This window comes from Microvirga lupini, assembly GCF_014191055.1.
GTDB classification, from domain to species: Bacteria; Pseudomonadota; Alphaproteobacteria; order Rhizobiales; family Beijerinckiaceae; genus Microvirga; species Microvirga lupini_A.
This window is the reverse complement of the sequence record NZ_JACHWB010000005.1, coordinates 205,453-227,303: the sequence shown is the minus strand read 5'-3', so window position 1 is coordinate 227,303 and position 21,851 is coordinate 205,453. Positions and strand designations below refer to the sequence as shown.

The following is a 21,851-nucleotide window of genomic DNA, read 5'->3' as shown; positions in this document are numbered from 1 at the left end:
ACGCGTTGATCTGATGAAGCCGGAAGCCTGAGGCAAAAGGATGACGGTTTTGTCCCTTGCTCCCTGCCGCGGCATCATGCCGTCCCATTACGGCCGTCACGGATTTGAATAAACTGCGGAGCCGTCGCAGGCGCATTAACATGGGATATGACCGAGGCGCGCTCAGCGTCGTCGCCTCGGGGTATTCGGGATTTCGGCAAGCAGCACTCTGCTTATTGTGCCGGCGGTCCGGCCGGGCGGCTCGGCGCAGTGGGGTTGGCGGGCATCGTCTGGGCCGGTTGATTGGTGGTGTCGTCCGTGCTTCCGGTCTCATCCGGCCCGTCGTCACCGCAGGCGGACAGGGCGAGCAGGGCGGCCAGGGGCAGGATCAGTTTCAGGCGCATGATGAACTCCTTGTCTGGTCCTGTTCAACTCCCGCCCTCCCAGGTGGTTCACGGATAGGCTTGGTATTGGCTAACCACTGCGCGCGATCACATGGAAGAAGCTGCCCGTCACGAGCCCCCTGCGATGGCCGGCGGTGCCTAGATCGTTGCCTTCCGCATCCTCGATCCTGGCGAAGGCTGCGTCTCCGGACATCTCGCTCTGCGTGACGGAGGCATAGTGGAATTCATGGCCGACGAGACGCGTGCCGGCCGGTCCAACCACGCCGTCGTGGATTAGATCTGCGACCCGGTAGCCGAGATGCATCCGCCGCTTGGCATAGCTCGTCTCGACCGGCAGCAGGCCTGCCATCGCATGGACATGGCCATCGCCATCCTCCAGCGACTGGCCCAGGACCATGTAGCCGCCGCACTCCCCATGAACCGGCCGGCTCTTGGCGAAGCTCCGCAGGCCACCGAGGAAACGAGCGGCGTTCGCAATGTGGCCCGCATGCAGTTCCGGGTAGCCCCCGGGTAACCAGCAGACGTCGCAGTCAGGCGGCGGAGGCTCGTCGGCGAGAGGCGAGAAGGCCACGATCTCGGCCCTTGCCTTGTGCCAGCCGGCGAGCACATGCGGGTAGATGAAGGAGAAGGCCCGATCGGACGCCAGCGCGATACGCTGGCCTGGCGGTGGCAGGGGGAGCGCGTCATCACGGCTCTCGAGCTGCGTCGGGCGGGCGAGAGCCATGAGCCGGTCGAGATCGACAGCACCTTCCACCGCATCCGCCAAGCGTTCCAGCCGGGCGTCGAGCTGCTCGGTCTCACCTGCCTGAACAAGGCCGAGATGGCGCTCCGGCAGGGCTAGATCTGGGTTGCGCATGAGGGCGCCGAGAACGGGAAGGCCGATGCGGGCCATGCCATCCTCCACCAGTCTGCGGTGGCGGTCGCTTGCGACCTTGTTCAGCACCACGCCGGCCACATGGATCCTTTGGTCGAAGCGGGAACAGCCGAGTGCGACGGCGGCGGCCGATTGCGCATGTCCCGACACGTCGAGCACCAGGATCACCGGCCAGCCGAAGAGAGCCGCGATGTCCGCGCTCGCGCCGGTGCGGCCGGTCTCCTGGCGGATACCGTCAAAGAGGCCCATGGAGCCTTCGGCGATGACGAGATCGGCCTTGCCGGCAGCCTGCGAGGCAATGGCGCCGAGCAGGGGCCGGTTCATGGCGAAGCTGTCGAGATTGAAACTCGGAGCGCCGGTGGCCGCCGCGTGAAAGGCCGGGTCGATGTAATCGGGGCCGCATTTCACGCCGCGCACGTTGAGGCCTCTCCGGGCGAGCGCCCGCTGGAGGCCGAGCACGATGGTGGTCTTGCCCGAACCCGAACGGGGCGCGGCGACGAGAAGGCCGGGGCCGAGGCTCACTGGGCCGCCTCGCTGCCGAACTCCAGCAGATGATTGGCAATGGCCGACCGGAAGGCCGCGATGGCTCCGATGGCCACGATGGCTGGCGAGCGGATGAGCCCGTCCTCGGCAAGCCGCGGCAGGGTCGCGAGCGTTCCCTCCACGATGCTCTCCTTGGAAGTCGTCGCTCCATGCACGGCAAGCGCCGGGGTATCGCCCGACAAGCCGCCTTCCATGAGGCCCTGCACGATGGAGGGGAGGTTGGATACCGCCATGTAGAGCACGATGGGTGCGCCTGTGCGGGCAAGCGAGACCCATTCGATCTCTGCATCCGGGGCAGGGTGGCCGGTGGCGAGGATGACCGCATGGTTCGTCTTGCGCATGGTCGCCGGCACGCCATGGATGGCAAGTGAGGCAAGGCCGCTCGACACGCCGGGAATGATGCGGAAGGGAATGCCGGCCCCGGACAAGGCCAGCGCTTCCTCGCCGCCGCGGCCGAAGATGAAGGGATCCCCGCCCTTGAGACGCAGCACCCGCTTTCCCTCGCGAGCGAGCTGGATCAGCCGCTCGCAGATATCCCGTTGAACCGCCGAAGGCTTGCCGCCGCGCTTGCCGGCGAATTCCAGAGAAGCCCCCTCGCGGGCGAAGGAGAGAACGGCCGGATCGACAAGGGCATCGTAAACGATGACATCCGCCTTCGCGAGGGCATTCAGGGCATGGATCGTGAGCATGCCGGGATCGCCCGGGCCTGCGCCGACGAGCCAGACCGTGCCGGGCGCGAAGGGCGGCGTCAGGCGGGAGAGGACGGTCATGCCGGCCTCCATGCCGAGCCGGTGGTGATGTGGCTGTTGAAATTCATAGGGACGTTGTAAGAGGGCTCATGGACGAGAGTAAACCCGCCGGACCGTTGCGCCGTGGCTGGACCACGGGCGCCTGCGCCACGGCGGCGGCCAAGGCGGCGTATCTGGGCTGGCGGACGGGCGAATGCCCCGATCCCGTCGAGATCGTGCTGCCGGGCGGAGCCAGGCCGGCCTTTTCCCTCGCGCTTACGGAAATGATTGAAGGCGGCGCTCGGGTCGGCATCGTCAAGGATGCGGGCGACGATCCGGACGTGACCCATGGCGCTCTGGTAATTGCAACTGTCCGGGCTGGCCAGCCGGGTTCGGGCGTAACCTTCCGGGCCGGTGAAGGCGTCGGCACGGTCACCCGCGCAGGCCTCCCCCTGCCGCCGGGCGAGCCCGCCATCAATCCGGTGCCGCGGCAGATGATCCGCGACAACCTGGAAAAGGCTGCACGCGGCATCGATGGGCCCATGGATATCGATGTCGAGATCTCCATTCCCGGCGGCGAAGCCATTGCCCAGAAGACCCTCAACCCGCGCCTCGGCATCCTGGGCGGGCTGTCGATCCTCGGCACAACCGGCGTGGTGGTGCCGTATTCCTGCTCGGCCTGGATCCACAGCATCTATCGCGGCATCGACGTGGCCCGCGCCGGTGGTCTCGATCATGTGGCGGGCGCTACGGGCTCCACCTCCGAGAAGGCCGTGCAGGCGCTCTACAACCTGCCGGACCATGCCCTTATCGACATGGGCGACTTTGCCGGCGGCATGCTGAAATACCTGCGCCGCAACCCTGTGCCGAAGGTTACCATCGCGGGCGGCTTCGCCAAGATGACCAAGCTCGGCCAAGGCCTCCTCGACCTGCATTCGCGCTCCGGCGCGGTTGATCTCGCATGGTTGTCCGAACGCCTGCTCGAAGCCGGTGCCGAGCCCTCCCTTGCGGAGCAGGCGCGTGGCGCCAACACGGCGCTCGAGGTGCTGGAAATTGCCAAGGGCCTTGGCCTCCCGCTGGCTGACGTGGTGGCGCAGTATGCTTGGCAGACGGCCTCCAGAGCTCTGCGCAACAGCGACATCGCGCTCGAAATTACGGTGTTCGACCGCGACGGCCGGCTCGTCGGCCGCGTACCGTTCCATCCAGTCGCCTGAAGCGCAACGCATCATTGGTTGCCCTCGCGGGCGCTGGGCCGGAAGCGCCTGTCGTAACCGGTGGAGTAGAGGGCGCTGTCGCGGAAATCCCTGGAGTCCAGAGTACGCCCCACCAGGATCAGTGCCGTGCGCTCCAGTTTCTCGGCATGCACCATGGCGGCAATTGTGCCGAGCGTTCCTTTGATGACCCGCTCATCTGGCCAGGATGCACGCCAGACCACGGCTGCGGGGCAATCCGCGCCGTAAGTTGGCATAAGCTCTTCGACCACCTGCTCGATCACATGAATCGACAGATGAATGGCGAGCGTCGCCTTGGTCCGCGCGAAGGTTGTAAGCCGCTCCGTCTCCGGCATGGCGGAGGCTCGACCGGAGGTACGCGTGAGCACCACCGATTGCCCGATCTCCGGTACCGTGAGTTCTTTTCCAAGTGCAGCGGCGGCTGCCGCGAAGGCGGGAACGCCGGGGGTGATCGTATAGGGAATGCCCAAGCCATCAAGCCGCCGCAGCTGCTCGCCCATGGCGCTCCAGATCGAGAGATCGCCGGAATGGAGCCGCGCCACATCCTCACCGCGCTCGTGCGCCTGTACGTATTCCGCCGCGATGGCGTCGAGATCGAGAGGTGCCGTATCCACGAGGCGCGCGCCGGGCGGGCACCAGGACAGGATCTCCGGCGGCACGATGGAGCCGGCATAGAGGCAGACGGGGCAGCGCTCGATGATCGAGCGGCCGCGTACGGTGATGAGGTCGGGGGCGCCGGGGCCTGCCCCGATGAAATGGACGGTCATGAGCCGGTCTCCGAACGCGCCAGGGCGCAGGTGGCGGAGGCTGAGGCGATGCGCTCCAGGATGAGTCTCGGGTGCGATCCTGCGGCGGCGAGCGCTGCTGCTTCCGCGACCGATCCGACCCCGTGGGCAGCGATGGAGCGTGCCGATTGCGTGCGCCCGCGCGGCGCTGCCGCCAACAAGGCAGGCGCGGCAACCGGTGTCGCCATAGCGTCGAGCCGATGGGCGGCCTCTGAGAAGGCGGGCAGAGCAGCGAGCGCTTCGATGGTCGCGAGCCTGCTCAAGGCCGTACGCGCGAGCGACGCACGCTCCAGCGCCTGCTCCACGAGCGACACGATCTCGTCGGCCTCGACACCGCGCCTGAAACCCAAACCGGCCACGATCATGGCTTCGTCACCACCCATTGCGTCACGGGCATCGCCGCCCGCCAGCCGTGCATGCCGCCAACGGCTTCGAGGCGCGAGAGCGCCAAGCGCCGCATCGTGCCGCCATGCCGTGCATAGAGCGTGCCGAGCAGGGTCTCGGTTTCCAGTGTCACGGCATTGACGACGAGGCGCCCGCCGGGTTTGAGCGCGGCCCAGGCGGATTCAAAAACGCCGGGCTCCGATGCGCCGCCGCCGATGAAGATCGCATCAGGCGCCGGCAGGTCGGCAAGGGCTCCCGGCGCCTGCCCAATGCGGACGTCCAGCGCGGTCGCGCCGAGTTCGAGCGCATTGCGTCGTGCCCGCTCGGCCCGCTCCGGTCTTTCCTCGATGCCGATGCAGCGGTTGCGCGGGTGACGCAGGCACCACTCGATGCCGACGGAGCCCGCGCCCAGGCCGATATCCCACAACAGCTCGCCGGCCTTCGGTGCCAAGGCTGCCAATGTCAGTGCGCGGATCTCTGCCTTGGTGAGCTGACCGTCATTCTCGAACCATGAATCGGGAAGGCCGGATGTGAGAGGAACAACGTTGGCGTCCTGCGATGCCATGACCTCGATGGCGACGATGTTGAGCGGGTCGATGTCGGAGATATCGAACAGATCCGCATCTGCATTGCGGATGCGCTCGCGCGGGCCCCCCATAGCCTCCAGCACGCTGATCATCGAAGCACCCATGCCCCGCACCTTCAGCAGTCCCGCGAGCTTCCCCGGCGTCGAACCATCCCACGACAAAGCGAGAATGCGGGCGCCCGGCTGCAGATAGGGAACAATCCGCTCCAGCGTCCGTCCGTGCAGGCTCACGCAATCGCAATCCGGCAGTGACCATCCCAGGCGCGCGGCCGCGAGGCTGAAGGCGGAAGGTTGCGGATGGCAAACGAACTCACTCGCCGGGATCAGGCGCGCGAGTTCAGCCCCGACGCCGTAATGAAACGGATCGCCCGTCGCCAGGACACAGGTAGGCTGCCCTCGGCGGGCGAGGATCAGTGGATAGCCCTCTGCAAACGGACTTGGCCAAATCTGCATCTGCGCCGACAAGGGGGCTGCAAGCTCCAGGTGCCGCGCGCCGCCGATGACGACGGCCGCCCGGTCGAGCGCCGCCAAAGCCGCAGGGGAGAGCCCCGCGCGTCCGTCCTCGCCGATTCCGATGATGGTGAGCCAGGGAGCTTTGGTCACGCTCGACTCCGTCTCAGATTTCGGGGAAAAGGGGCACATGCGCATTCTCATCCTGGGCGGCACGACGGAGGCTTCCGCACTCGCGCGGTGTCTCTCCGGTCGCTCCGAGTTCAGCCCGTTTCTGTCCATGGCCGGTCGTACCAGCGACCCGCGTCCCCTGCCGATTCCGACCCGCATCGGCGGTTTCGGCGGCGTGGAGGGGCTTGCGCGCTTCCTGGTTCAGGAGCGGATCGAGGCGCTGATCGATGCGACCCACCCCTTCGCGGCTGTGATGTCGCGCAACGCGGCGGAAGCTTGCGCTCAAGTGCACATCCCGCTGCTCGCCCTGCGCCGTCCACCTTGGACCGCTCAGGAAGGTGATCGATGGATTGAAGTCGAATCCATGGAGGAGGCTGTTGGCGAATTGGGTCACGAGTCCCGCCGCGTTTTCCTCACCGTCGGTCGTCTCGAACTGCCGCCCTTCGTGGCAGCGCCTCAGCACACATATCTCGTGCGTACCATCGAGCCCATCGGGGAGGCTCTGCCGGTGCCGAAGGTCATTGCCGTCCAGGACCGCGCACCCTTCGATGAAGCAGCCGAGCGGGCGCTGATCGCGCGCGAGCGCGTCGAGGTGGTGGTGACGAAGAATTCCGGCGGGGCTGCGACCTATCCGAAGATCGCGGCGGCCCGGGCGCTCGGGCTTCCCGTCATCGTCGTGGCGCGTCCGGAGAAGCCTCGCGGCGTCGAGGAGGTCGCGAGCGCGGACGCCGCCCTGGACTGGCTTGAGCGCCGTCACGGTTTCACCCCATAGAAGCGCGGCGTATAGACGTAAGGCGTTTCACCGTCGGATCTTTCTATGAGCTTGGTGGTGCTGGCGCCGATGATCACGACAGTCGACATGTCGGCCATGGATGCCTCCACTTCAGAGAGCTGCACAATCCTGATCCGCTCGTCCGGCCGCATGACGGCTCGTGCGAGGGTGATTGGCGTGTCGGGTCCGCGCGTCTCCGCCACGATCTTGAATGCCGCACCGAGCTGCCAGGGCCGGGCTGATGAGATCGGATTGTAAAGAGCGATGACGAAATCAGCCGCAAGGGCCGCCCGCAGCCGCGCCTCGACCACCTCCCATGGTTTCAGATTATCCGACAGCGACATGGCGCAGAAGTCGCCGCCGAGCGGCGCGCCCACGCGGGCGGCGGCTGCGAGCATCGCCGTGATGCCGGGCTCCACGCAGATGTCGAGGCTGCGCCACGCCGGATCGCCGTCGTCGACAGCCTCGAACACGGCTGCCGCCATGGCGAACACGCCCGGATCGCCGCCGGACACCACGGCGACGCGGGCGCCCTTCGCGGCGAGGTCGAGCGCGAAGCGCGCGCGGTCGAGTTCGACGCGGTTGTCCGATGCATGGCGCCGTTGGCCGGGCCGTTCCGGTGCGCGGTCCACATAGGGTCCATAACCAACGAGATCGGTGGCGGAAGCAAGCGCCTCAGAGGCGGCGGGCGTGAGATGGCGCGGATCGCCCGGGCCGAGGCCGACGATGGTGACAAGGCCCGTCATACGCGCCTCCCTTGCCCCGGCACGATGATGAGCGAGAAATAAGGGGCGTCGAAATCCTGGGGCAGATCGGGCAAGGGCACGATCTTCTCCTCCGCCATGGTGGCCCGCTCCACATAGATCGCGCGCTCCAGAAGGCCTGCGGTGGCGAGCGCCGCGCGGACCTTCGGCAGATTGCGCCCGAGCTTCATCACCACGGCGGCATCAGTTCCAGAGAGACGGCGGGTCAGTTCTGCCTCGGGCAGCGTTCCGGGCACCACCGTGAGCACGTCATCACCCCAGGTGATCGGTGCGCCGGCGCGGGTCCAGGCGCCCGACATGCCGGACACGGCGGGCACGACTTCCGTCGGCACCTTGTCCTTGAGGCGCCACCAGAGGTGCATGAACGAGCCGTAGAAGAAGGGATCGCCTTCGCACAGAACCGCGACGGTGCGGCCAGCCTCGATCTCGGCGAGAAGCCGTGCTGCCGCTTCCTCGTAGAAGGGGTTAAGGGCGGCGGCGTAATCCGGGTGATCGGCGGGAATTTCCGTCGTTACCGGATAGACGAGGGGGATCTCCCGCTCGGGGTTCTGGCCGACGACGGCATCAGCAATCGTGCGCGCATTGCCGCGGCGTCCACGCTTGCAGAAATGGACGAGCCGGTCGGCGCTCTCCAGCACCTTGCGGGCGCGCACGGTCATGTAGTCGGGATCGCCGGGGCCTAACCCCAAGCCGAAGAAGCGAATAGGATGCTTCGTCATGCTCGTCTCACTCCACCGGGTTCGCGAGGGCATTGACGGCCGCTGCCGCCATGGCGCTGCCGCCGCGCCGTCCATGGACCACGAGGTGCGGCACGCGCCCATCGCGGGCCAGAGCCTCCTTGGATTCCGCCGCCCCGATGAAACCAACCGGAATGCCGATGACGGCGGCGGGCTTCGGTGCGCCTGCATCGAGCATCTCGAGCAGGTGGAAGAGAGCGGTCGGCGCATTGCCGAACACCACGAGCGCGCCCTCCAGACGCTCACGCCACAGCTCCATGGCCGCCGCCGAGCGGGTGTTGCCGAGTTCCGCCGCCAATGATGGAACGCGCGGATCGTCCAGAGTGCAGATCACCTCGTTGTTCGCCGGCAGCCGCGAGCGGGTGATGCCATTCGCCACCATCTTGGCGTCGCAGAGGATCGGTGCGCCGCGCTTCAGGGCACCCTCGGCGGCTTCCGCAAAATCGGGTGAGAGCTCCACATCGCGCGGCAGATCCGTCATGCCGCAGGCATGGATCATGCGCACGACCACGCGCTCGGCGGCGCCGGTAAAGCGCGAAAGATCGGCTTCAGTGCGAATGATCGCGAAGGAGCGGCGATAGATTTCTGCGCCTTCGCGGACGTAATCGCGGGAGGTACTCATCGGGGGGCCTCCGCAAAGGCGGGCCGCAGGTCGTCCACAGAGTTCAAAGGCAACAGACGGGTCATGATCTCGTCAATGGATAGATGAATGGATGAAGCATCGCGGGCGGAGCCATGAAGCACGACCTCATAGCGGCCATCCTCCCGGCCTACCAGCGTCAGGTCCGCCTTGCCCGGATGGGCGCAGCCTTTCGGACAGCCTGAAACGTGAAGGGTTGCGCCCTCTCGGAGCAGGTCTCCGCAGCTCCCCGCAATGCGCAGCGCATCGCCGGGAGCCATGGTTTGGGCGCTGCCGCAATTCGGCCGACCGGGGCAGGCGAACACAGACAGGCGTGCATCGTCCGGGGCGGTGATGAAACCGGCGCGGTTAGCCTCATCGATCAAGGCTGGGACGCGCTCCTCCGCGATCATCGGCAGCAGAATGCCGCGCGTGAAGGAGAGGCGGATCTCGCCGCTGCCGAAGCGCTCGCTCCTATCCGCCACTTGAACCAGCTGCCCGACATTGCAGCGGCCGAACGGCAGGGCGAGGAGAACAGCCGATCCATTGTCGAGAGCCAGGACGCCTGCACGGAGAGCTGCGGTCCCGGCTGGCAGCTCGATGGCAGGATCGAGCGCTGCGCGTGCTGCGAGTTCCCACACGAGGTCAGGCGCGAGATCCCGCAGACGCTGCGCCTCGCTCACGCCCTTGCGCCGCAGATCCGCGAAGCCGGAGAGGATTGCATGAACGGCCTGCGGCGCGCGGCAGAGGGGCGATGAGCCGATCCAATGCTGGCCGTTTGAAGCAGGCATGGCAAATGTGACGGCGTCGTTATCACTCGCCACCAGACGAAGATCGGCCCCCACCTCAGCGAGGGGCATTGCGCCGCCGCCGTCGATTGCGATGAAGAATTTCGCGGTCAGACCCTCGATCCCACCTGCCGCAGTCTCAATGGCCTGCGCCAGGGCAAGTGTATCGCACCTGTCGAGCGGATCGAGACCGGCGAGCGGCGACAGCACCGTGAGGCGGTGCGGACCATCGCCCTCCGGTTCGGCCAGTCCTTCGCGGTCGAGGAGCGCGAGCAGATCGGGATAGGTCTCGTCGCTCACGCCCCGGATCTGCAAATTGCCGCGGGCGGTGATGTCGAGATGGCCGTTGCCGTGCCGGCGGGCGGCCTCGGCAATGAGTCGTGCCTGACGCGCATCGAGCCTCCCGGCAAACGGATGAAGACGCACGAGCAGGCCGTCACCGGTTGCCATCGGGCGTCGCACGCCCGGGCACCAGCCTCGGCGCGTGATGTGGGCGTGAGGGTTCATTCGGCGGCCTCCTTCCGGCCATCCTCGAAGAGAGCTACAACGGAATTGAGGCGGCTCTCCCACAGGCCACGCCGGAGGGCCTCGCTCAGGCGGTCGCGAATAGCCTGAGCTGCGGCGGGATTGGAGGAGGCGATCTGCTGCCAGACAGGCTCGTCGGCGATCAGGGCCGTGAAGACGAGATCAAGGGTCGCTGACGGAACGGCGTCCGTCGTGGCCGCGAAGGCGAAGAGCGCATCGACCCCTTGCGCGATCTCGGCCGCGCCGCGCCAACCGTGCCGCAGCTGGCCGGCGATCCAGCGCGGGTTCGTCAGACGGCCGCGGACAAGGCGGTCCACGTCCTCCGGGAGAGTGCGGGCTTTCGGGGTCTGGGGGCGGCTCGTGTCGAGGCTGTAGAGCGCCGGGAATACTCCCAGCGCCTGTGCCGCCGCCGCGAAGCCTCCGATGGCATCCGCTGCGGAGTCGCCGTCGAGGATGTCGCGTTCGGCCACGTCACTCACATGCACGAAGGCTTCTGCCTGTTCGACACGCTGCGGGAAGCTCTCATCGGCTCGAGCCTCGCCGCCGGCCCCAAACGCATGGGAGGTGCCTTCAAGATAGGTGCGGCCGAGATCATTCCCGCTCGACCATTCCCCGTCGAGCGCCTGTGCCGATACGCCTGCGCCATAGGTGCCGGGTGCGGACCCGAACACGCGGGAGAGTGCCTCACCGCGGCGGCGGGCGGCGGCGAGCTCATTCCACTCGTCATCCTCGTTGAGCGCCGCGACCGCGCGGGCCGCCTGGTCGAGGAGCGCGATCTGGTCCGGGAAGGTGTCGCGGAAAGCGCCGGAGACGCGGATCGTCACATCGGCGCGAGGCCGATCGAGGAGCGGCTGCGGCACGATCTCGAACCCGGTCACGCGGGTGGAGGCATGGTCCCAGGTTGGGCGCACGCCCATGAGGGCGAGGGCATGGGCGATGTCCTCGCCGCCGGAGCGGAGCGTGGGCGAGGCCCACAGGTCCATCACGATCCGGCGCGGCCAATCGCCCTGTTCCTGCAGATGGCGGCGCACCACTTCTGCCGCCGCGCGCCAACCGAGCTCGGTGGCGGCGCGGGTGGGAATTGCACGGGGATCGAGGGTCGCGAGGTTGCGGCCTGTGGGCAGCACCTCATTCTGCCCGCGCGACGGAGAGCCGGAAGGGCCGGGCACGACGAAACGCCCGTCGAGTGCTCTCAGCAATCCCGTGAGCTCGCCTTCGCTGCAGGTCTCGAAGCTTTCAGGTGCATGGCCGAACACGTGCAGCCCGTCGCGGATCGTCACTTCGCCGAGATCGCAGAGATGCGCGTCGAGGCGGGTCAAAGCCTCGTCCATCGGTGTGCCGGCATCGACACCGCAGGCGGCAGAAAGTCCGTTCGCCTGTGCACGCTCGAGAATTTCCTGCGCGACCAGTTCCGCACGTCCGGGGTGGAGCACCTGAGCTGAGGAGAATTCCTCCACCAGTTCGCGCAAGGCAGCGGCCTCGCCGTGTAGGCCTGCCTCCGATGTCTGCGGCGTGAGATGGCCGATGGTCACCGCGCCAATGCGGCGCTTGGCGGGGACGGCTTCGCCGGGATCATCAACGATGAACGGGTAGATTACCGGGATCGCTCCGATGACGAGGCGCGGCCAGCATGCGGTGGAGAGGGCCACTGCCTTGCCGGGCAGCCATTCGGTGGTGCCGTGGGTGCCCAGATGAACGAGCGCGTGGATGTTCTCCAGAGCCTTCAGGCCGCAATAGAACGCAAGATAGCCGTGGCTCGGGGGGCATTCGGGATCGTGGTAGGAGCTCTTGCGATCAAGGCCATGACCGCGATCGGGCTGCAGGGCGACAAGCACGTTGCCGGCGCGCAGGGCACGGAAGCGGAAAGCGCCATGCGACAAGGCAGGATCGTTCTGGGCGCTGCCCCAGCGCTCATCAATGGCACCACGATGCTCGCTTGGCAGCGTCTCCAACCATGCGCGATAAGTGGCGAGCGGAACCTCGAAGGTTTCTCCCCCTTCGGTGAGGCGGGGCATGAGGTCGTCCGCCGTGAAATCCCGCTCGGCCTCGTAACCGGCGTCGCGCAGCAGGTCGAGGATCGTGCAGGCACTCGCCGGCGTATCGAGTCCGACCGCAAAGCCGGCCCGGCCGCCGCGTGCCGGATAGTCGGAGAGAACGAGTGCGAGCCGCCGTTCATGGCGCGGCGTCCGCGCAATGCGCACCCATGCGGCTGCCATGTCCGCGACGGCATTGATGCCGGCTTCATCTGGTGCCTGCACCCGGCGCGAGAAGGCGAGCGCTGAGTCAGCAGGCTCTTCGGCTTTGAACGAGATGGCACCCGTGGCAATCCGGCCGTCGAACTCAGGCAGCGCGATCTGCATGGCGAGGTCGGCTGCGGAGAGGCCGCGCGGCGAAGCCTCCCAGGCGTCCTTGGCGCTGCCGACGGGAATCGCCTGAAGGATCGGGCAGTCGGCTTCGTCTAGCACGAAGCTCTCGTCGTCTCGTGCCGAGAAGGCCGTGGTGGTGATGATGATGTCGGGGCGGCGTGCCTGAATCGCGCGGCGGACGATTGCCACCGCGTCCGGATCCTTCAGGCTCGACACCGCGAGCACGAGGGGCTCGATGCTGCGCACGTGCAGGGCCGCTGATAGCGCTTCGATGGCATGCGTATCACCCGAGAGAATGGCGGAGCGATAGACGAGAAGGTAGGCAAGGGGACGTTCGTGGGAGAGGCCCGCAAGTAAGGATTCCGGTTCGACGATGTTACTGGATCTCTGCCCACAGCTCTCATCCTGAGGAGGTCGCGGAGCGGCCGTCTCGAAGGATGGCCCAGAGAGCACTGGAACCTCCTTCGAGGCGCAGCCTGATGGCCGCTCCTCAGAATGAGGGCTGTGAATGGAAGAACTGCTTTGAAGTATCCCTCCTGCCAACCACGCGAAGGCACGAGGTGCAGCGCGCGGCGGCTCGATGGCAGCATCTGCTTCGCCGATCTCCGCACCGATTCGTGCGAGCAGGTGGCCCATGTTGTCGATGCCGCCGGCCTGGAAGTAGGCTTTAATCTCGTCGCAGAGCGCTGGCGAAACGGTGGCATAGGCTGCAAGCCGGGGATCGGGTCGGTCGTCGCCCGGCAGCACGGCGAGCTTGATGCCGTGGACGCGGCATGCTTCAGACAGCCGCTCCAATCCATAGCGCCAGTAATCGAGCCCGCCGAGACAGCGCACGAGAACGAAGCGTGCTTTCGCGGCGGTATTGTCGATGTAGAGATCGACCGAGAGAGGATGGCGCAGGCGGCGCAAGGATGCGAGGCGCAGCGATGGTCCGCCCGCCTTCAGCCGATGGGCAGCCGCCAGTGCGCCGAGGTCACTGTCCGCAAACGACAGGACGACGATATCCCCAGGAGGTTGCTGGAGGTCAACAGCCTCCTGGCCATCCTCAAGGGATATCGTTGTGACCGGAAGGAGGTGCATGCTATCCCGCGCGCAAGGCGGCTTCGACAGCCTTCACGTCAAAGCCTTTCAGGCCGATCACCACCATGCGTCCGTCGCGCGCTTCGCCCGCCTTCCACGGCCGATCAAAGTGGTGCGCGACGCGCTGGCCGACGCCCTGCACCACGAGGCGCATGGGCTTGCCGTTCACGGGCGCGAAGCCCTTGATGCGCAGCACGCCGGCCGCTTCTGCCGCGCGTTCGACGCGGGCGACAAGCGCCTCCGGCGTGGCGACGGGATCGACGGGAATCGCGATGCTGTCGAAGTCGTCGTGGTCGTGATCCTCTTCCGTCTCATGATGCGAGGGACGCGCGTCGAGATCAGTTTCCGCCGCCGCATTCATGCCGAGCAGGACTGTCGGGTCGATCTTGCCATGTGAGGCCTCGATCACCTTTACGGCTCGGGGCAGGTGCTCTTCGATCTCGGCCAGAACCTTGCCCTTGTCGCCGGGTTGCATCTGGTCGGTCTTGTTGAGGATGATGAGGTCGGCACAGAGGAGCTGATCCTCGAAAACTTCTTCCAGCGGGTTCTCGTGATCGACGGAAGCATCGGCACTGCGCTGCGCTTCGAGCGCATCGGGATCGTCCGCGAAGGTGCCGGAAGCAACCGCCGGGCCGTCGACCACGGCGATCACGCCGTCGACCGTTACACGGGAGCGGATGTCGGGCCAGTTGAAGGCGCGGACCAGCGGCTTCGGCAGGGCGAGGCCCGAGGTCTCGATCAGGATGTGCTCAGGAGGGTTGGGCCGGTTGAGCAGCGTGTTCAGGGCAGGCACGAAATCATCGGCCACCGTGCAGCAGATGCAGCCGTTGGGGAGCTCCACGATATCGTCCTGCGTGCATCCTTCGATGCCGCAGCCTTCGATGAAAGAGCCATCGAAGCCGAGATCGCCGAACTCGTTCACGAGAACGGCGAGGCGGCGCCCGCCCGCGTTCTCGAGCAGGTGACGCACCAGGGTGGTTTTGCCGGCGCCAAGGAATCCGGTGATGATCGTGCAGGGGATCTTCGAGAGATCGCTCATGAAGGCTTGCCTTTCGGCGGCGTGTCTCAGGCCGCGCTGCTTGTCTTGAACGGGGGAATGCGGGCGACGACGCCCTTGCGGAACGCTTCGGGCCGCTCGCGCCACGGCACGAGGCCGTCGGAGGTTCCCGCATAGCGGCGCAGCCCGTCGAGAATGGTCTCGACCGAGGTGTCGGCGCTCAGGTCGCCATAGATGTAGGTCCAGCGGCCGGGACCGGAGACCGCGATGGTGCAGGGCCGCTTGCACACGGAGAGGCATTCGACCGGCTCCACGCGCACCTTCGGTGCGTCGGGATGCTCAAGCGCCTCGATCAGGGCCCGGTGAAGGATCGCACCGGGCCGGAGCGCCTTGTCGTCCGGGCCACCTGCCTGACGGCAGGTGACGCAGACATGAAGGCAGATCTCCTCAGGGGTTGAGGTCATCGATGTAAAGCCGATCCGCTCAGGCGAAGGCCGGCAGGGCCAGGGCCGCGACGCCCGTAACGGCAACCGCAACACCGGCGAGCCGCAGGGCGGGAGCGGCGAGCGAGCCCTTCGCAATCGAGCGGGCAGCGAAAGCCACGCCCGTGGTGAGAGCGGTCTGAACCGCCACGAGGCCGACGAGATAGGCGGCAAGCGGGGTGGCTTCCGCGCCGATGATCGACTCGCCCAGGGCATAGCCGTGCACGGCGCCGCCGGCGGCGAAGAGCGCCGCAATCAGACTATAGGGCAGGGTGGTGCGGATCGTCGCCGCAAGGCCGATGGCCACGACGCTCAACGCCACAAGCGCTTCGGTGTAAGGCAGGTCGAAGCTGGCGAGGTGCAGGCCGACGCCGGCCGCCATGGCAACCATCCAGAAGGCCGGAAGCGTCAGGCCGCGGGCAAAGCGCGAGGCGACGAGGCCGACGCCCACGAGGGCGGCGAGGTGATCGAGACCGATGACCGGATGGCCGAAGCCCGAGAGCAGGCCCTGCGTAAAGGTCGCCGGCGTCATGCCGCCCATCGGATGGTGGGCGAGGGCCGGCGTCGCGGCGGCAAGGCCGGCGAGCGTCAGGGCGAGGAGGCGGGTCTTGGGCAGATTCGGTGCAGTCATCGTTCTCTCCGTCGGGAGACTCGTGGTTAGAGTCTGTTGAGCTTCCACGGACGGAACCGAACGACGGGGGTCATTCGACTACGGTCACCGTCGGCACACCCCGTCCGACAGACCCGATAGAAGCAAAGGCTGACGGCAGGTCTCCTGGCTCGCGGGTCGATGCCTTTCTCCGCCTTCCCGGGCTTCATGGCCCAGTGGCATCCGGAGCGAAGGCTCGCCGCTTACAGTTGCGGGGGCAGCCGCGGTGTCTCACCGCATTCCCTTTTCACCCCGTTGCCGGGGCACCATCGTCTCCATGCTTATCTGGCCGGGGGGGATGTTTCAAGCCTCACGCATCGGGCATGGCCGGCCTTGAAATCTGCCTGAGCCCTGTTCATGGTGCGCCCTTCCACAGGAAAGCAGGCCGGAATGTCCCAGGACGAAGAGGCGCGCCACCGCGCCAAGATGATCAAGCGCAAGGAAGTACAGGACCGGGAGGTTGCCTCCAAAACCGTCGAGATGGGGCTCCTCATCGTCCATACAGGTCCCGGCAAAGGCAAGTCGACGGCGGCCTTCGGCCTTATGCTGCGGGCCCTCGGGCGCGGCTTTCAGGTGGGCGTGGTCCAGTTCATCAAGGGCGCCTGGGAGACAGGCGAGCGCATGGCACTCGACCGGTTCGGCGACCAGGTGGAGTGGCACACCATGGGCGAGGGCTTCACCTGGGAGACGCAGGATCGGTCCCGCGACGTGGCGGCGGCCGAGCGCGCCTGGGAGAAGGTGAAGGAACTGATGGCCCGCGAGGATATCCGCCTCCTCGTGCTCGACGAACTCAACATCGCGCTGCGCTATGAATATCTGCCGCTTGCCGAGGTGGTCGAAACCCTCAAGCAGCGCCGGCCCGATCTCCACATCGTGGTCACCGGCCGCAATGCCAAGCCGGAGCTGATCGAGGCCGCCGATCTCGTGACCGAGATGACCCTGGTGAAGCATCACTTCGCCGCCGGCGTGAAGGCGCAGGAAGGCGTCGAGTTCTGATGCGTGCGCTGATGATCCAGGGTACCGGCTCCAATGTGGGCAAGTCGCTCTTGGTGGCGGGCCTGTGCCGGGTCTTCGCGCGGAAAGGTTTGAGGGTTCGCCCGTTCAAGCCGCAGAACATGTCGAACAACGCCGCCGTCACCGCCGATGGCGGCGAGATCGGCCGCGCCCAGGCGCTTCAGGCGCGCGCTGCCGGTGTGGCGCCCAGCGTCCACATGAATCCCGTGCTGTTGAAACCCCAGAGCGAGATCGGCTCGCAGGTGGTGGTGCAGGGCCGCGTCGTCGGCACGGCGAAGGCGCGCGAATACCAGACCTGGAAGCCGCGCCTGATGGAAGCCGTTCTCGACAGCTTCGGGCGCCTCTCGGACGAGGCCGATCTCGTTCTCGTCGAAGGGGCAGGCTCGGCCTCGGAGGTGAATCTCAGGGCCGGCGACATCGCCAATATGGGCTTTGCCCGCGCGGCGAACGTGCCGGTGGTGCTGGTGGGCGATATTGACCGGGGCGGCGTGATTGCGAGCCTCGTGGGCACCAGGACGGTGCTCGACGAGGCGGATGCAGCGATGATCCGCGGCTTCATCGTCAACCGCTTCCGGGGCGATCCGGCCCTGTTCGACAGCGGCATGCGCTTCGTCGCCGAGCGCACCGGCTGGCCGGCGCTCGGGCTCGTGCCGCACTTCGCCGATGCCGCCCGGCTTCCGGCCGAAGACGGACTGGGCCTGCGGCGCGAGGGACGTAAGGGGGCGGTCATCATCGCCGTGCCGGTGACGCCATGGATCTCGAACTTCGACGATCTGGATCCCCTGCGGGAGGAGCCGGGCGTGGAGGTGGTTCTGGTCGAGCCCGGCCAGCCTTTGCCGGCCGAGGCGGCGCTCGTCTTGCTGCCGGGTTCGAAGACCACCGTCGACGATCTCCTCTTCATCCGCCAGCAGGGCTGGGACATCGACCTCAAGGCTCATGTGCGCCGGGGCGGGCGGGTGCTGGGCCTGTGCGGTGGCTATCAGATGCTGGGGATGCGCATCGATGATCCCTTCGGCATCGAGGGCGAGGCGGGGCGCTCCGTTGAGGGCCTCGGGCTCCTCGACGTGACGACCACGCTGACAGCGAAGAAACACTTGGAGGCGGTGACGGGCGCGACGATCCCCGACGGCGTTCCGCTCTCCGGCTACGAGATGCATATCGGCGAGACCTCGGGACCCGACACGTTGCGGCAGCCCTTCGCCCGTCTGGCGAATGGGCAGGCCGACGGCGCCGCATCGGCGGACGGTCGCGTGGTGGGCACCTACGTGCATGGCCTCTTTGCGGACGACCGACAGCGGGCACGGTGGCTCACGCTGCTCGGGGCCGAGACGAGCGATCTCGCCTACGAGGCTTTCATTGACAACATCCTCGACGGCTTTGCCGATCACCTTGAAGCGCATCTCGATTGCAAGCGGCTGCTGGCGATCAGTGTGCGATGAACCACGCCAGTAACGCCAATCCGGCAGCCAGACAGAAGAGCAGCGCGCAGGCCGTGCGATAGAGGGCCAGCGCCCGGTCGATGTCGTCGGCCTTTGCTTCCGCGCGCCCGTCGCCCATCCAGCGGTCCTCCACGCGCACGTCGCCATAGACGCGCGGTCCCGCGAGCCTCAAGCCCAGCGCTCCCGCCATTGCGGCCTCGGGCCAGCCGGCATTGGGCGAGCGGTGATGCGAGGCGTCACGTCGGACGGCGCGCCACGCGTCTTGTGGCGAAGCCTCTCTATGCAGAGCGGCTGCCATGATGATGAGCAGCGCCGAGAGGCGTGAGGCGGGCAGGTTCACCAGATCGTCGAAGCGCGCCGCCGCCCAGCCGAAGGCTTCGTGCCGCGGCGTGCGGTGGCCGATCATGCTGTCGGCGGTGTTCGCCGCCTTGTAGAGGGCAGCGCCAGGGAGGCCGCCGAGACCGAGCCAGAAGGCCGGGGCCACGATCCCGTCGGAAAAATTCTCCGCGAGGCTTTCGATGGCCGCGCGGGAGACGCCTGCCTCGTCCAGACTCTGCGGGTTGCGGCCGACGATCATCGAGACGGCCGCGCGCCCACCCTTGATCCCACTCTCCCGCAGCCCCTTCGACACGGCCGCCACATGCTCGTGCAGGCTGCGCTGGGCGATGAGGCTGCTGGCGAGAATCGCCAGGAGCAGAAGGCCCATGAGATCGAGCGGCCGGAGGAGGGCGCCCAGCGTCCAAGCCATCAGCCCCGTTACGGTGAGGAGAACCAGCAGGGCCAGAACGCCAGCAATGCGCCTTTGTCGGAAAGGCCAAGACTCCCTGTTCAAGCTCCGGTCAAGCCCTTTGATCAATCGGCCGATCCAGGTGACGGGATGGCCAATCGCCGTGTAAAGGCGGTTGGGGTAGCCGACAGCGGCCTCCGCCGCGAGGGCGAGGCTTAAGGTGAGCAGGCTGTCGGAAAGGGCCATGGGTGAATCGAATGGGTGAGGCGCGGGTCTGGCACGGGGGCGATCTGGACGAGGCCCGGCGGCTGTTTCCGCGGGCGCCCGAGCCGTGGATCGACCTGTCGACGGGGATCAACCCCATAGCCTATCCGGTACCCGCCTTGCCAGCCTCCCTGTTCGCGCGGCTGCCGTCGCCGGCCGATCACCTGGATCTCGAAGCGGCCGCTGCCCAAGCCTATGGAGCGACAGATGCCGCGATGGTGGTTGCGGCGCCCGGCACGCAGGTTCTGATCAGCCTTCTTCCCCATCTGCGAGGGCGTGGTCGAGTGGCTGTTTTCGGGCCAACCTATGCGGAGCATGCCCATTCGTGGCGCAAGGCAGGGCATGATGTGGTCGAGGTTCAGTCTTTGGACCTGCTCGACAGGGGCGATGTTGCGGTGGTCGTGAATCCCAACAATCCGGATGGCAGGCTCATTGGGCGCGAGGCTTTGCTTCGCCTTGCCGAGGATCTTCGTCCACGGGGCGGCTGGCTCGTGGTCGATGAGGCCTTCGCCGATTTCGATGCCGGCGAGAGCCTTGTGCCGGTGCTGCCATCGAACGTGATCATCCTGCGATCCTTCGGTAAGACCTATGGCCTTGCAGGACTGAGGATCGGCTTTGCGCTGGCGCCGGAACCCGTCGTCACGAGCTTAAGATCGGCACTCGGCCCTTGGGCGGTCTCCGGCCCTGCCATCGAGACGGGCCGGACGGCACTACGCGACCGGGAGTGGTTGGAGGCAGCGCGGGGTGCCCGCGCGGCCGATGCCAGCCGGTTGGATGCCCTTCTGAGCTCGGTTGCGGGGGCGCCTTTGCGAGGCACGATCCTGTATCGTCTGCTGGAGAGCATACGGGCGCCTGAACTGTTTCAGGTTCTGGGAGAGCATGGCATCTGGGTGCGGCGATTCCAGTATAGTCCGCATCTATTGAGGTTTGGACTTCCTCGCGATGAAGCAGAATGGCAGCGCCTTGAGACAGTATTGGGCCGCTATTCTCAACACTGAGCTTTGCCTTTTTCGGGTATAAAACAAAAAAAGAGAAGCCGCGTTCAGTTTATTCAACTGATTCGCGGCTTCAGCCGTGTCTGCCCCCGCCAACACGGTAGTCTTATAAAGTATATCTTTGGTAATTTTGTATATAATCGTTCCGCATCAATGAAAAAATCTATACGCTGATTTGGCTGGTGAATGGAATAGTGGAAATTACGTAGGCCGCTATGGCCAAGCTTATACTTCGGTATGAAAGCAGTGCCGAGTAAACTTGGCTATTCGTTTCGATCGGTCGCAAGATAAAGTCATAAGTCCTGCAAATTAAGGGATTTTTGTCCTGTGCCTTCCGAGCGCCTCGGGGTGCCAGTGGAAATATACGCTTCGAAAGGATGTGCGGTGGCCAACGCTGCGCAAAATGTCGCACCTCCTTGATCGAAGGGGCCTCTGGCGGTAGGGCCGCCACCGACAGGAGCATGCTGCCCTTCCTTCCCTGTGCTCGGCTGAGTTGGTCCGCATCCGGAGGGTGGCACATTGAGGCAGGAACATGCGGATAGCGACCGAGTTCAGCCCTCTGACATTTCCTGAAGGAGAGCTCCTTATGAACACCCGAAGCTGGACGGCGCTCGCTCTTGTCGCGCTTGCCGTTGTCGTCGTCTTCTTCGCTCTGCGCGAGACTCATTCGGATCCGGACAGCGCACCAGGCCGGGCCGCCAGTCAGGAAACCATCAAGCCGATCCCATCCAATCCGGATACGGTCACCCCGCGCTGATCGGGTGGCGTTCGCCGTGCCTATCGCCTCAAGCGCTTCGCGTTGGCACGGACCTTCTTGCGATATCCCTTGACGATCTTGTGAGCGGAGCCACCGGCCGCGACGACGGCCGCGGCCTCGGTGAAGGCGGTGATCTTCTCCGTCACCATGAGCAGGTTCTCGGCGTGGGATCCTCGACCCATCGCGGCCTGTGACAGGCGGGTCCAGATCACCGTCTGCGCCTCAAAGGCCAGCATCGTGGTGTCTGTTGCAAGTTTCATCCAGGGTAAGAGCATCGGAACTCCTGAGGCGCTTCTCTCAAGGGACAACATCGAGCGCCGGCATCTGATCCTCTCGAATCTCGAAAGTCGGACCGCATCGCTCCGGAGAGCCGGATCTGCTCGAAAGAGTGGAGGGCGATTCAGAGTGAATTTCAGCGATGCGCGCTGTCGTTTAACATAGATTTATATAATGAGGGGTGACCCCTCAGGTCCAGAGTTATCGAGGGGATCGGCTGTGCCCCGCTATTACATCGATATCAGAAGCCATTTCGGCATCGATGAGGATCCGAGCGGTGTCGACTTGCCGGATGTTGCGGCGGCCAGGTCCGAAGCTCTGAAGATGCTTCAAGTGCTCCTGGGCAACTGGGCCGCGATGCCGCCGGGTTACAGCGACGCGATCTTCATCGAGATCATCGGTGAAGATCTTCGCCCGGTGCTGATCATCCCATGCTCCGACGTGATAACGGTGAAGAGCTGAGC

23 protein-coding genes and 1 riboswitch are annotated in these 21,851 nt (G+C 66.1%); of the genes, 7 read left to right on the top strand and 16 right to left on the bottom strand.

Features of this window, described 5'->3' with window-relative positions; translation table 11 throughout:
- Window positions 1-212: 212 nt before the first annotated feature.
- From FHR70_RS18715 to cobA, 3 genes are all read right to left on the bottom strand, one after another.
- On the bottom strand, window positions 213-383 hold the full coding sequence (locus FHR70_RS18715; protein ID WP_183452994.1) for a hypothetical protein: 171 nt from the start codon (window positions 381-383) through the stop codon (window positions 213-215).
- A gap of 70 nt (window positions 384-453) precedes the next feature.
- Window positions 454-1,779: a cobyrinic acid a,c-diamide synthase CobB gene (locus FHR70_RS18710; protein WP_183452992.1), complete on the bottom strand. Its 1,326-nt coding sequence runs from the start codon at window positions 1,777-1,779 to the stop codon at window positions 454-456.
- Window positions 1,776-2,570, bottom strand: a complete 795-nt coding sequence (cobA, locus tag FHR70_RS18705; protein WP_183452990.1) for a uroporphyrinogen-III C-methyltransferase — start codon at window positions 2,568-2,570, stop codon at window positions 1,776-1,778. The genes FHR70_RS18710 and cobA overlap by 4 nt, the downstream gene beginning before the upstream one ends.
- 68 nt (window positions 2,571-2,638) lie before the next feature.
- Here cobA and FHR70_RS18700 point away from each other — a divergent pair, with 68 nt between their 5' ends.
- Window positions 2,639-3,742: a cobalt-precorrin-5B (C(1))-methyltransferase gene (locus tag FHR70_RS18700; RefSeq protein WP_183452988.1), complete on the top strand. Its 1,104-nt coding sequence runs from the start codon at window positions 2,639-2,641 to the stop codon at window positions 3,740-3,742.
- Window positions 3,743-3,753: 11 nt separating this feature from the next.
- On the opposite strand, the gene cobM is transcribed toward FHR70_RS18700, so the two are convergent.
- Genes cobM through cbiE form a run of 3 tightly spaced genes read right to left on the bottom strand, consistent with a single transcriptional unit; the run spans window position 3,754 to window position 6,157 of the window.
- On the bottom strand, window positions 3,754-4,527 hold the full coding sequence (gene cobM / locus FHR70_RS18695; protein WP_183452986.1) for a precorrin-4 C(11)-methyltransferase: 774 nt from the start codon (window positions 4,525-4,527) through the stop codon (window positions 3,754-3,756).
- Window positions 4,524-4,928 carry a cobalamin biosynthesis protein gene (locus FHR70_RS18690; RefSeq protein WP_183452984.1) on the bottom strand — a complete coding sequence of 135 codons (405 nt, stop codon included), beginning with the start codon at window positions 4,926-4,928 and terminating at the stop codon, window positions 4,524-4,526. Before FHR70_RS18690 ends, cobM begins: the two co-directional genes overlap by 4 nt.
- On the bottom strand, window positions 4,907-6,157 hold the full coding sequence (gene cbiE, locus FHR70_RS18685) for a precorrin-6y C5,15-methyltransferase (decarboxylating) subunit CbiE (RefSeq protein WP_183452982.1): 1,251 nt from the start codon (window positions 6,155-6,157) through the stop codon (window positions 4,907-4,909). Before cbiE ends, FHR70_RS18690 begins: the two co-directional genes overlap by 22 nt.
- On the opposite strand from cbiE, the gene FHR70_RS18680 reads away from it, so the two are divergent.
- On the top strand, window positions 6,156-6,908 hold the full coding sequence (locus tag FHR70_RS18680; RefSeq protein WP_183452980.1) for a cobalt-precorrin-6A reductase: 753 nt from the start codon (window positions 6,156-6,158) through the stop codon (window positions 6,906-6,908). The two genes, cbiE and FHR70_RS18680, sit on opposite strands and share 2 nt — an antisense overlap.
- Here FHR70_RS18680 and cobJ read toward each other — a convergent pair.
- From cobJ to FHR70_RS18640, 8 genes are read right to left on the bottom strand one after another with little or no spacing between them, the layout of a single operon-like run.
- Complete coding sequence (cobJ, locus tag FHR70_RS18675; protein ID WP_183452978.1) at window positions 6,890-7,654, bottom strand: precorrin-3B C(17)-methyltransferase; 765 nt, start codon at window positions 7,652-7,654, stop codon at window positions 6,890-6,892. The two genes, FHR70_RS18680 and cobJ, sit on opposite strands and share 19 nt — an antisense overlap.
- On the bottom strand, window positions 7,651-8,391 hold the full coding sequence (locus FHR70_RS18670; RefSeq protein WP_183452976.1) for a precorrin-2 C(20)-methyltransferase: 741 nt from the start codon (window positions 8,389-8,391) through the stop codon (window positions 7,651-7,653). The genes cobJ and FHR70_RS18670 overlap by 4 nt, the downstream gene beginning before the upstream one ends.
- Window positions 8,392-8,398: 7 nt before the next feature.
- Window positions 8,399-9,031: a precorrin-8X methylmutase gene (locus FHR70_RS18665; protein ID WP_183452974.1), complete on the bottom strand. Its 633-nt coding sequence runs from the start codon at window positions 9,029-9,031 to the stop codon at window positions 8,399-8,401.
- Entirely contained in the window at window positions 9,028-10,323 is a 1,296-nt protein-coding gene (gene cobG / locus FHR70_RS18660; protein ID WP_183452972.1) for a precorrin-3B synthase, read from the bottom strand. The genes FHR70_RS18665 and cobG overlap by 4 nt, the downstream gene beginning before the upstream one ends.
- A complete protein-coding gene (cobN, locus tag FHR70_RS18655; RefSeq protein WP_183452970.1) occupies window positions 10,320-13,787 on the bottom strand; it encodes a cobaltochelatase subunit CobN in 3,468 nt (1,155 codons plus the stop codon). Before cobN ends, cobG begins: the two co-directional genes overlap by 4 nt.
- 1 nt (window position 13,788) lies before the next feature.
- The gene (gene cobW / locus FHR70_RS18650) at window positions 13,789-14,826 is read right to left on the bottom strand and encodes a cobalamin biosynthesis protein CobW (protein WP_183452968.1); all 1,038 of its coding nucleotides are present in this window, start codon (window positions 14,824-14,826) and stop codon (window positions 13,789-13,791) included.
- 26 nt (window positions 14,827-14,852) lie between these two features.
- Window positions 14,853-15,248 (bottom strand): DUF1636 family protein, encoded by a 396-nt coding sequence (locus tag FHR70_RS18645; protein WP_183452966.1) that lies wholly within the window; start codon window positions 15,246-15,248, stop codon window positions 14,853-14,855.
- Between the two features lie 19 nt (window positions 15,249-15,267).
- Complete coding sequence (locus tag FHR70_RS18640) at window positions 15,268-15,897, bottom strand: HupE/UreJ family protein (protein WP_183452964.1); 630 nt, start codon at window positions 15,895-15,897, stop codon at window positions 15,268-15,270.
- A gap of 117 nt (window positions 15,898-16,014) precedes the next feature.
- Window positions 16,015-16,201, bottom strand: a riboswitch (cobalamin riboswitch).
- Window positions 16,202-16,305: 104 nt separating this feature from the next.
- On the opposite strand from FHR70_RS18640, the gene cobO reads away from it, so the two are divergent.
- On the top strand, window positions 16,306-16,911 hold the full coding sequence (cobO, locus tag FHR70_RS18635; protein ID WP_183452962.1) for a cob(I)yrinic acid a,c-diamide adenosyltransferase: 606 nt from the start codon (window positions 16,306-16,308) through the stop codon (window positions 16,909-16,911).
- An 11-nt stretch (window positions 16,912-16,922) separates the two neighbouring features.
- Window positions 16,923-18,368 (top strand): cobyric acid synthase, encoded by a 1,446-nt coding sequence (locus tag FHR70_RS18630; RefSeq protein WP_183453060.1) that lies wholly within the window; start codon window positions 16,923-16,925, stop codon window positions 18,366-18,368.
- Here FHR70_RS18630 and cbiB read toward each other — a convergent pair.
- Window positions 18,355-19,341 (bottom strand): adenosylcobinamide-phosphate synthase CbiB, encoded by a 987-nt coding sequence (cbiB, locus tag FHR70_RS18625; RefSeq protein WP_183452960.1) that lies wholly within the window; start codon window positions 19,339-19,341, stop codon window positions 18,355-18,357. The two genes, FHR70_RS18630 and cbiB, sit on opposite strands and share 14 nt — an antisense overlap.
- Before the next feature lie 11 nt (window positions 19,342-19,352).
- On the opposite strand from cbiB, the gene cobD reads away from it, so the two are divergent.
- Together cobD and FHR70_RS18615 are read left to right on the top strand one after the other, a co-directional pair.
- Window positions 19,353-20,357, top strand: coding sequence for a threonine-phosphate decarboxylase CobD (gene cobD / locus FHR70_RS18620; RefSeq protein ID WP_183452958.1), 1,005 nt, complete (start codon window positions 19,353-19,355; stop codon window positions 20,355-20,357).
- Between the two features lie 583 nt (window positions 20,358-20,940).
- Window positions 20,941-21,111: a hypothetical protein gene (locus FHR70_RS18615; protein ID WP_183452956.1), complete on the top strand. Its 171-nt coding sequence runs from the start codon at window positions 20,941-20,943 to the stop codon at window positions 21,109-21,111.
- Window positions 21,112-21,131: 20 nt separating this feature from the next.
- Here FHR70_RS18615 and FHR70_RS18610 read toward each other — a convergent pair whose 3' ends face one another.
- Window positions 21,132-21,386, bottom strand: a complete 255-nt coding sequence (locus FHR70_RS18610) for a hypothetical protein (protein ID WP_183452954.1) — start codon at window positions 21,384-21,386, stop codon at window positions 21,132-21,134.
- Between the two features lie 220 nt (window positions 21,387-21,606).
- Between FHR70_RS18610 and FHR70_RS18605 the strand changes: the two genes are divergently transcribed.
- Window positions 21,607-21,849, top strand: a complete 243-nt coding sequence (locus FHR70_RS18605) for a DUF6894 family protein (protein ID WP_183452952.1) — start codon at window positions 21,607-21,609, stop codon at window positions 21,847-21,849.
- The last annotated feature ends 2 nt before the right edge of the window (window positions 21,850-21,851 follow it).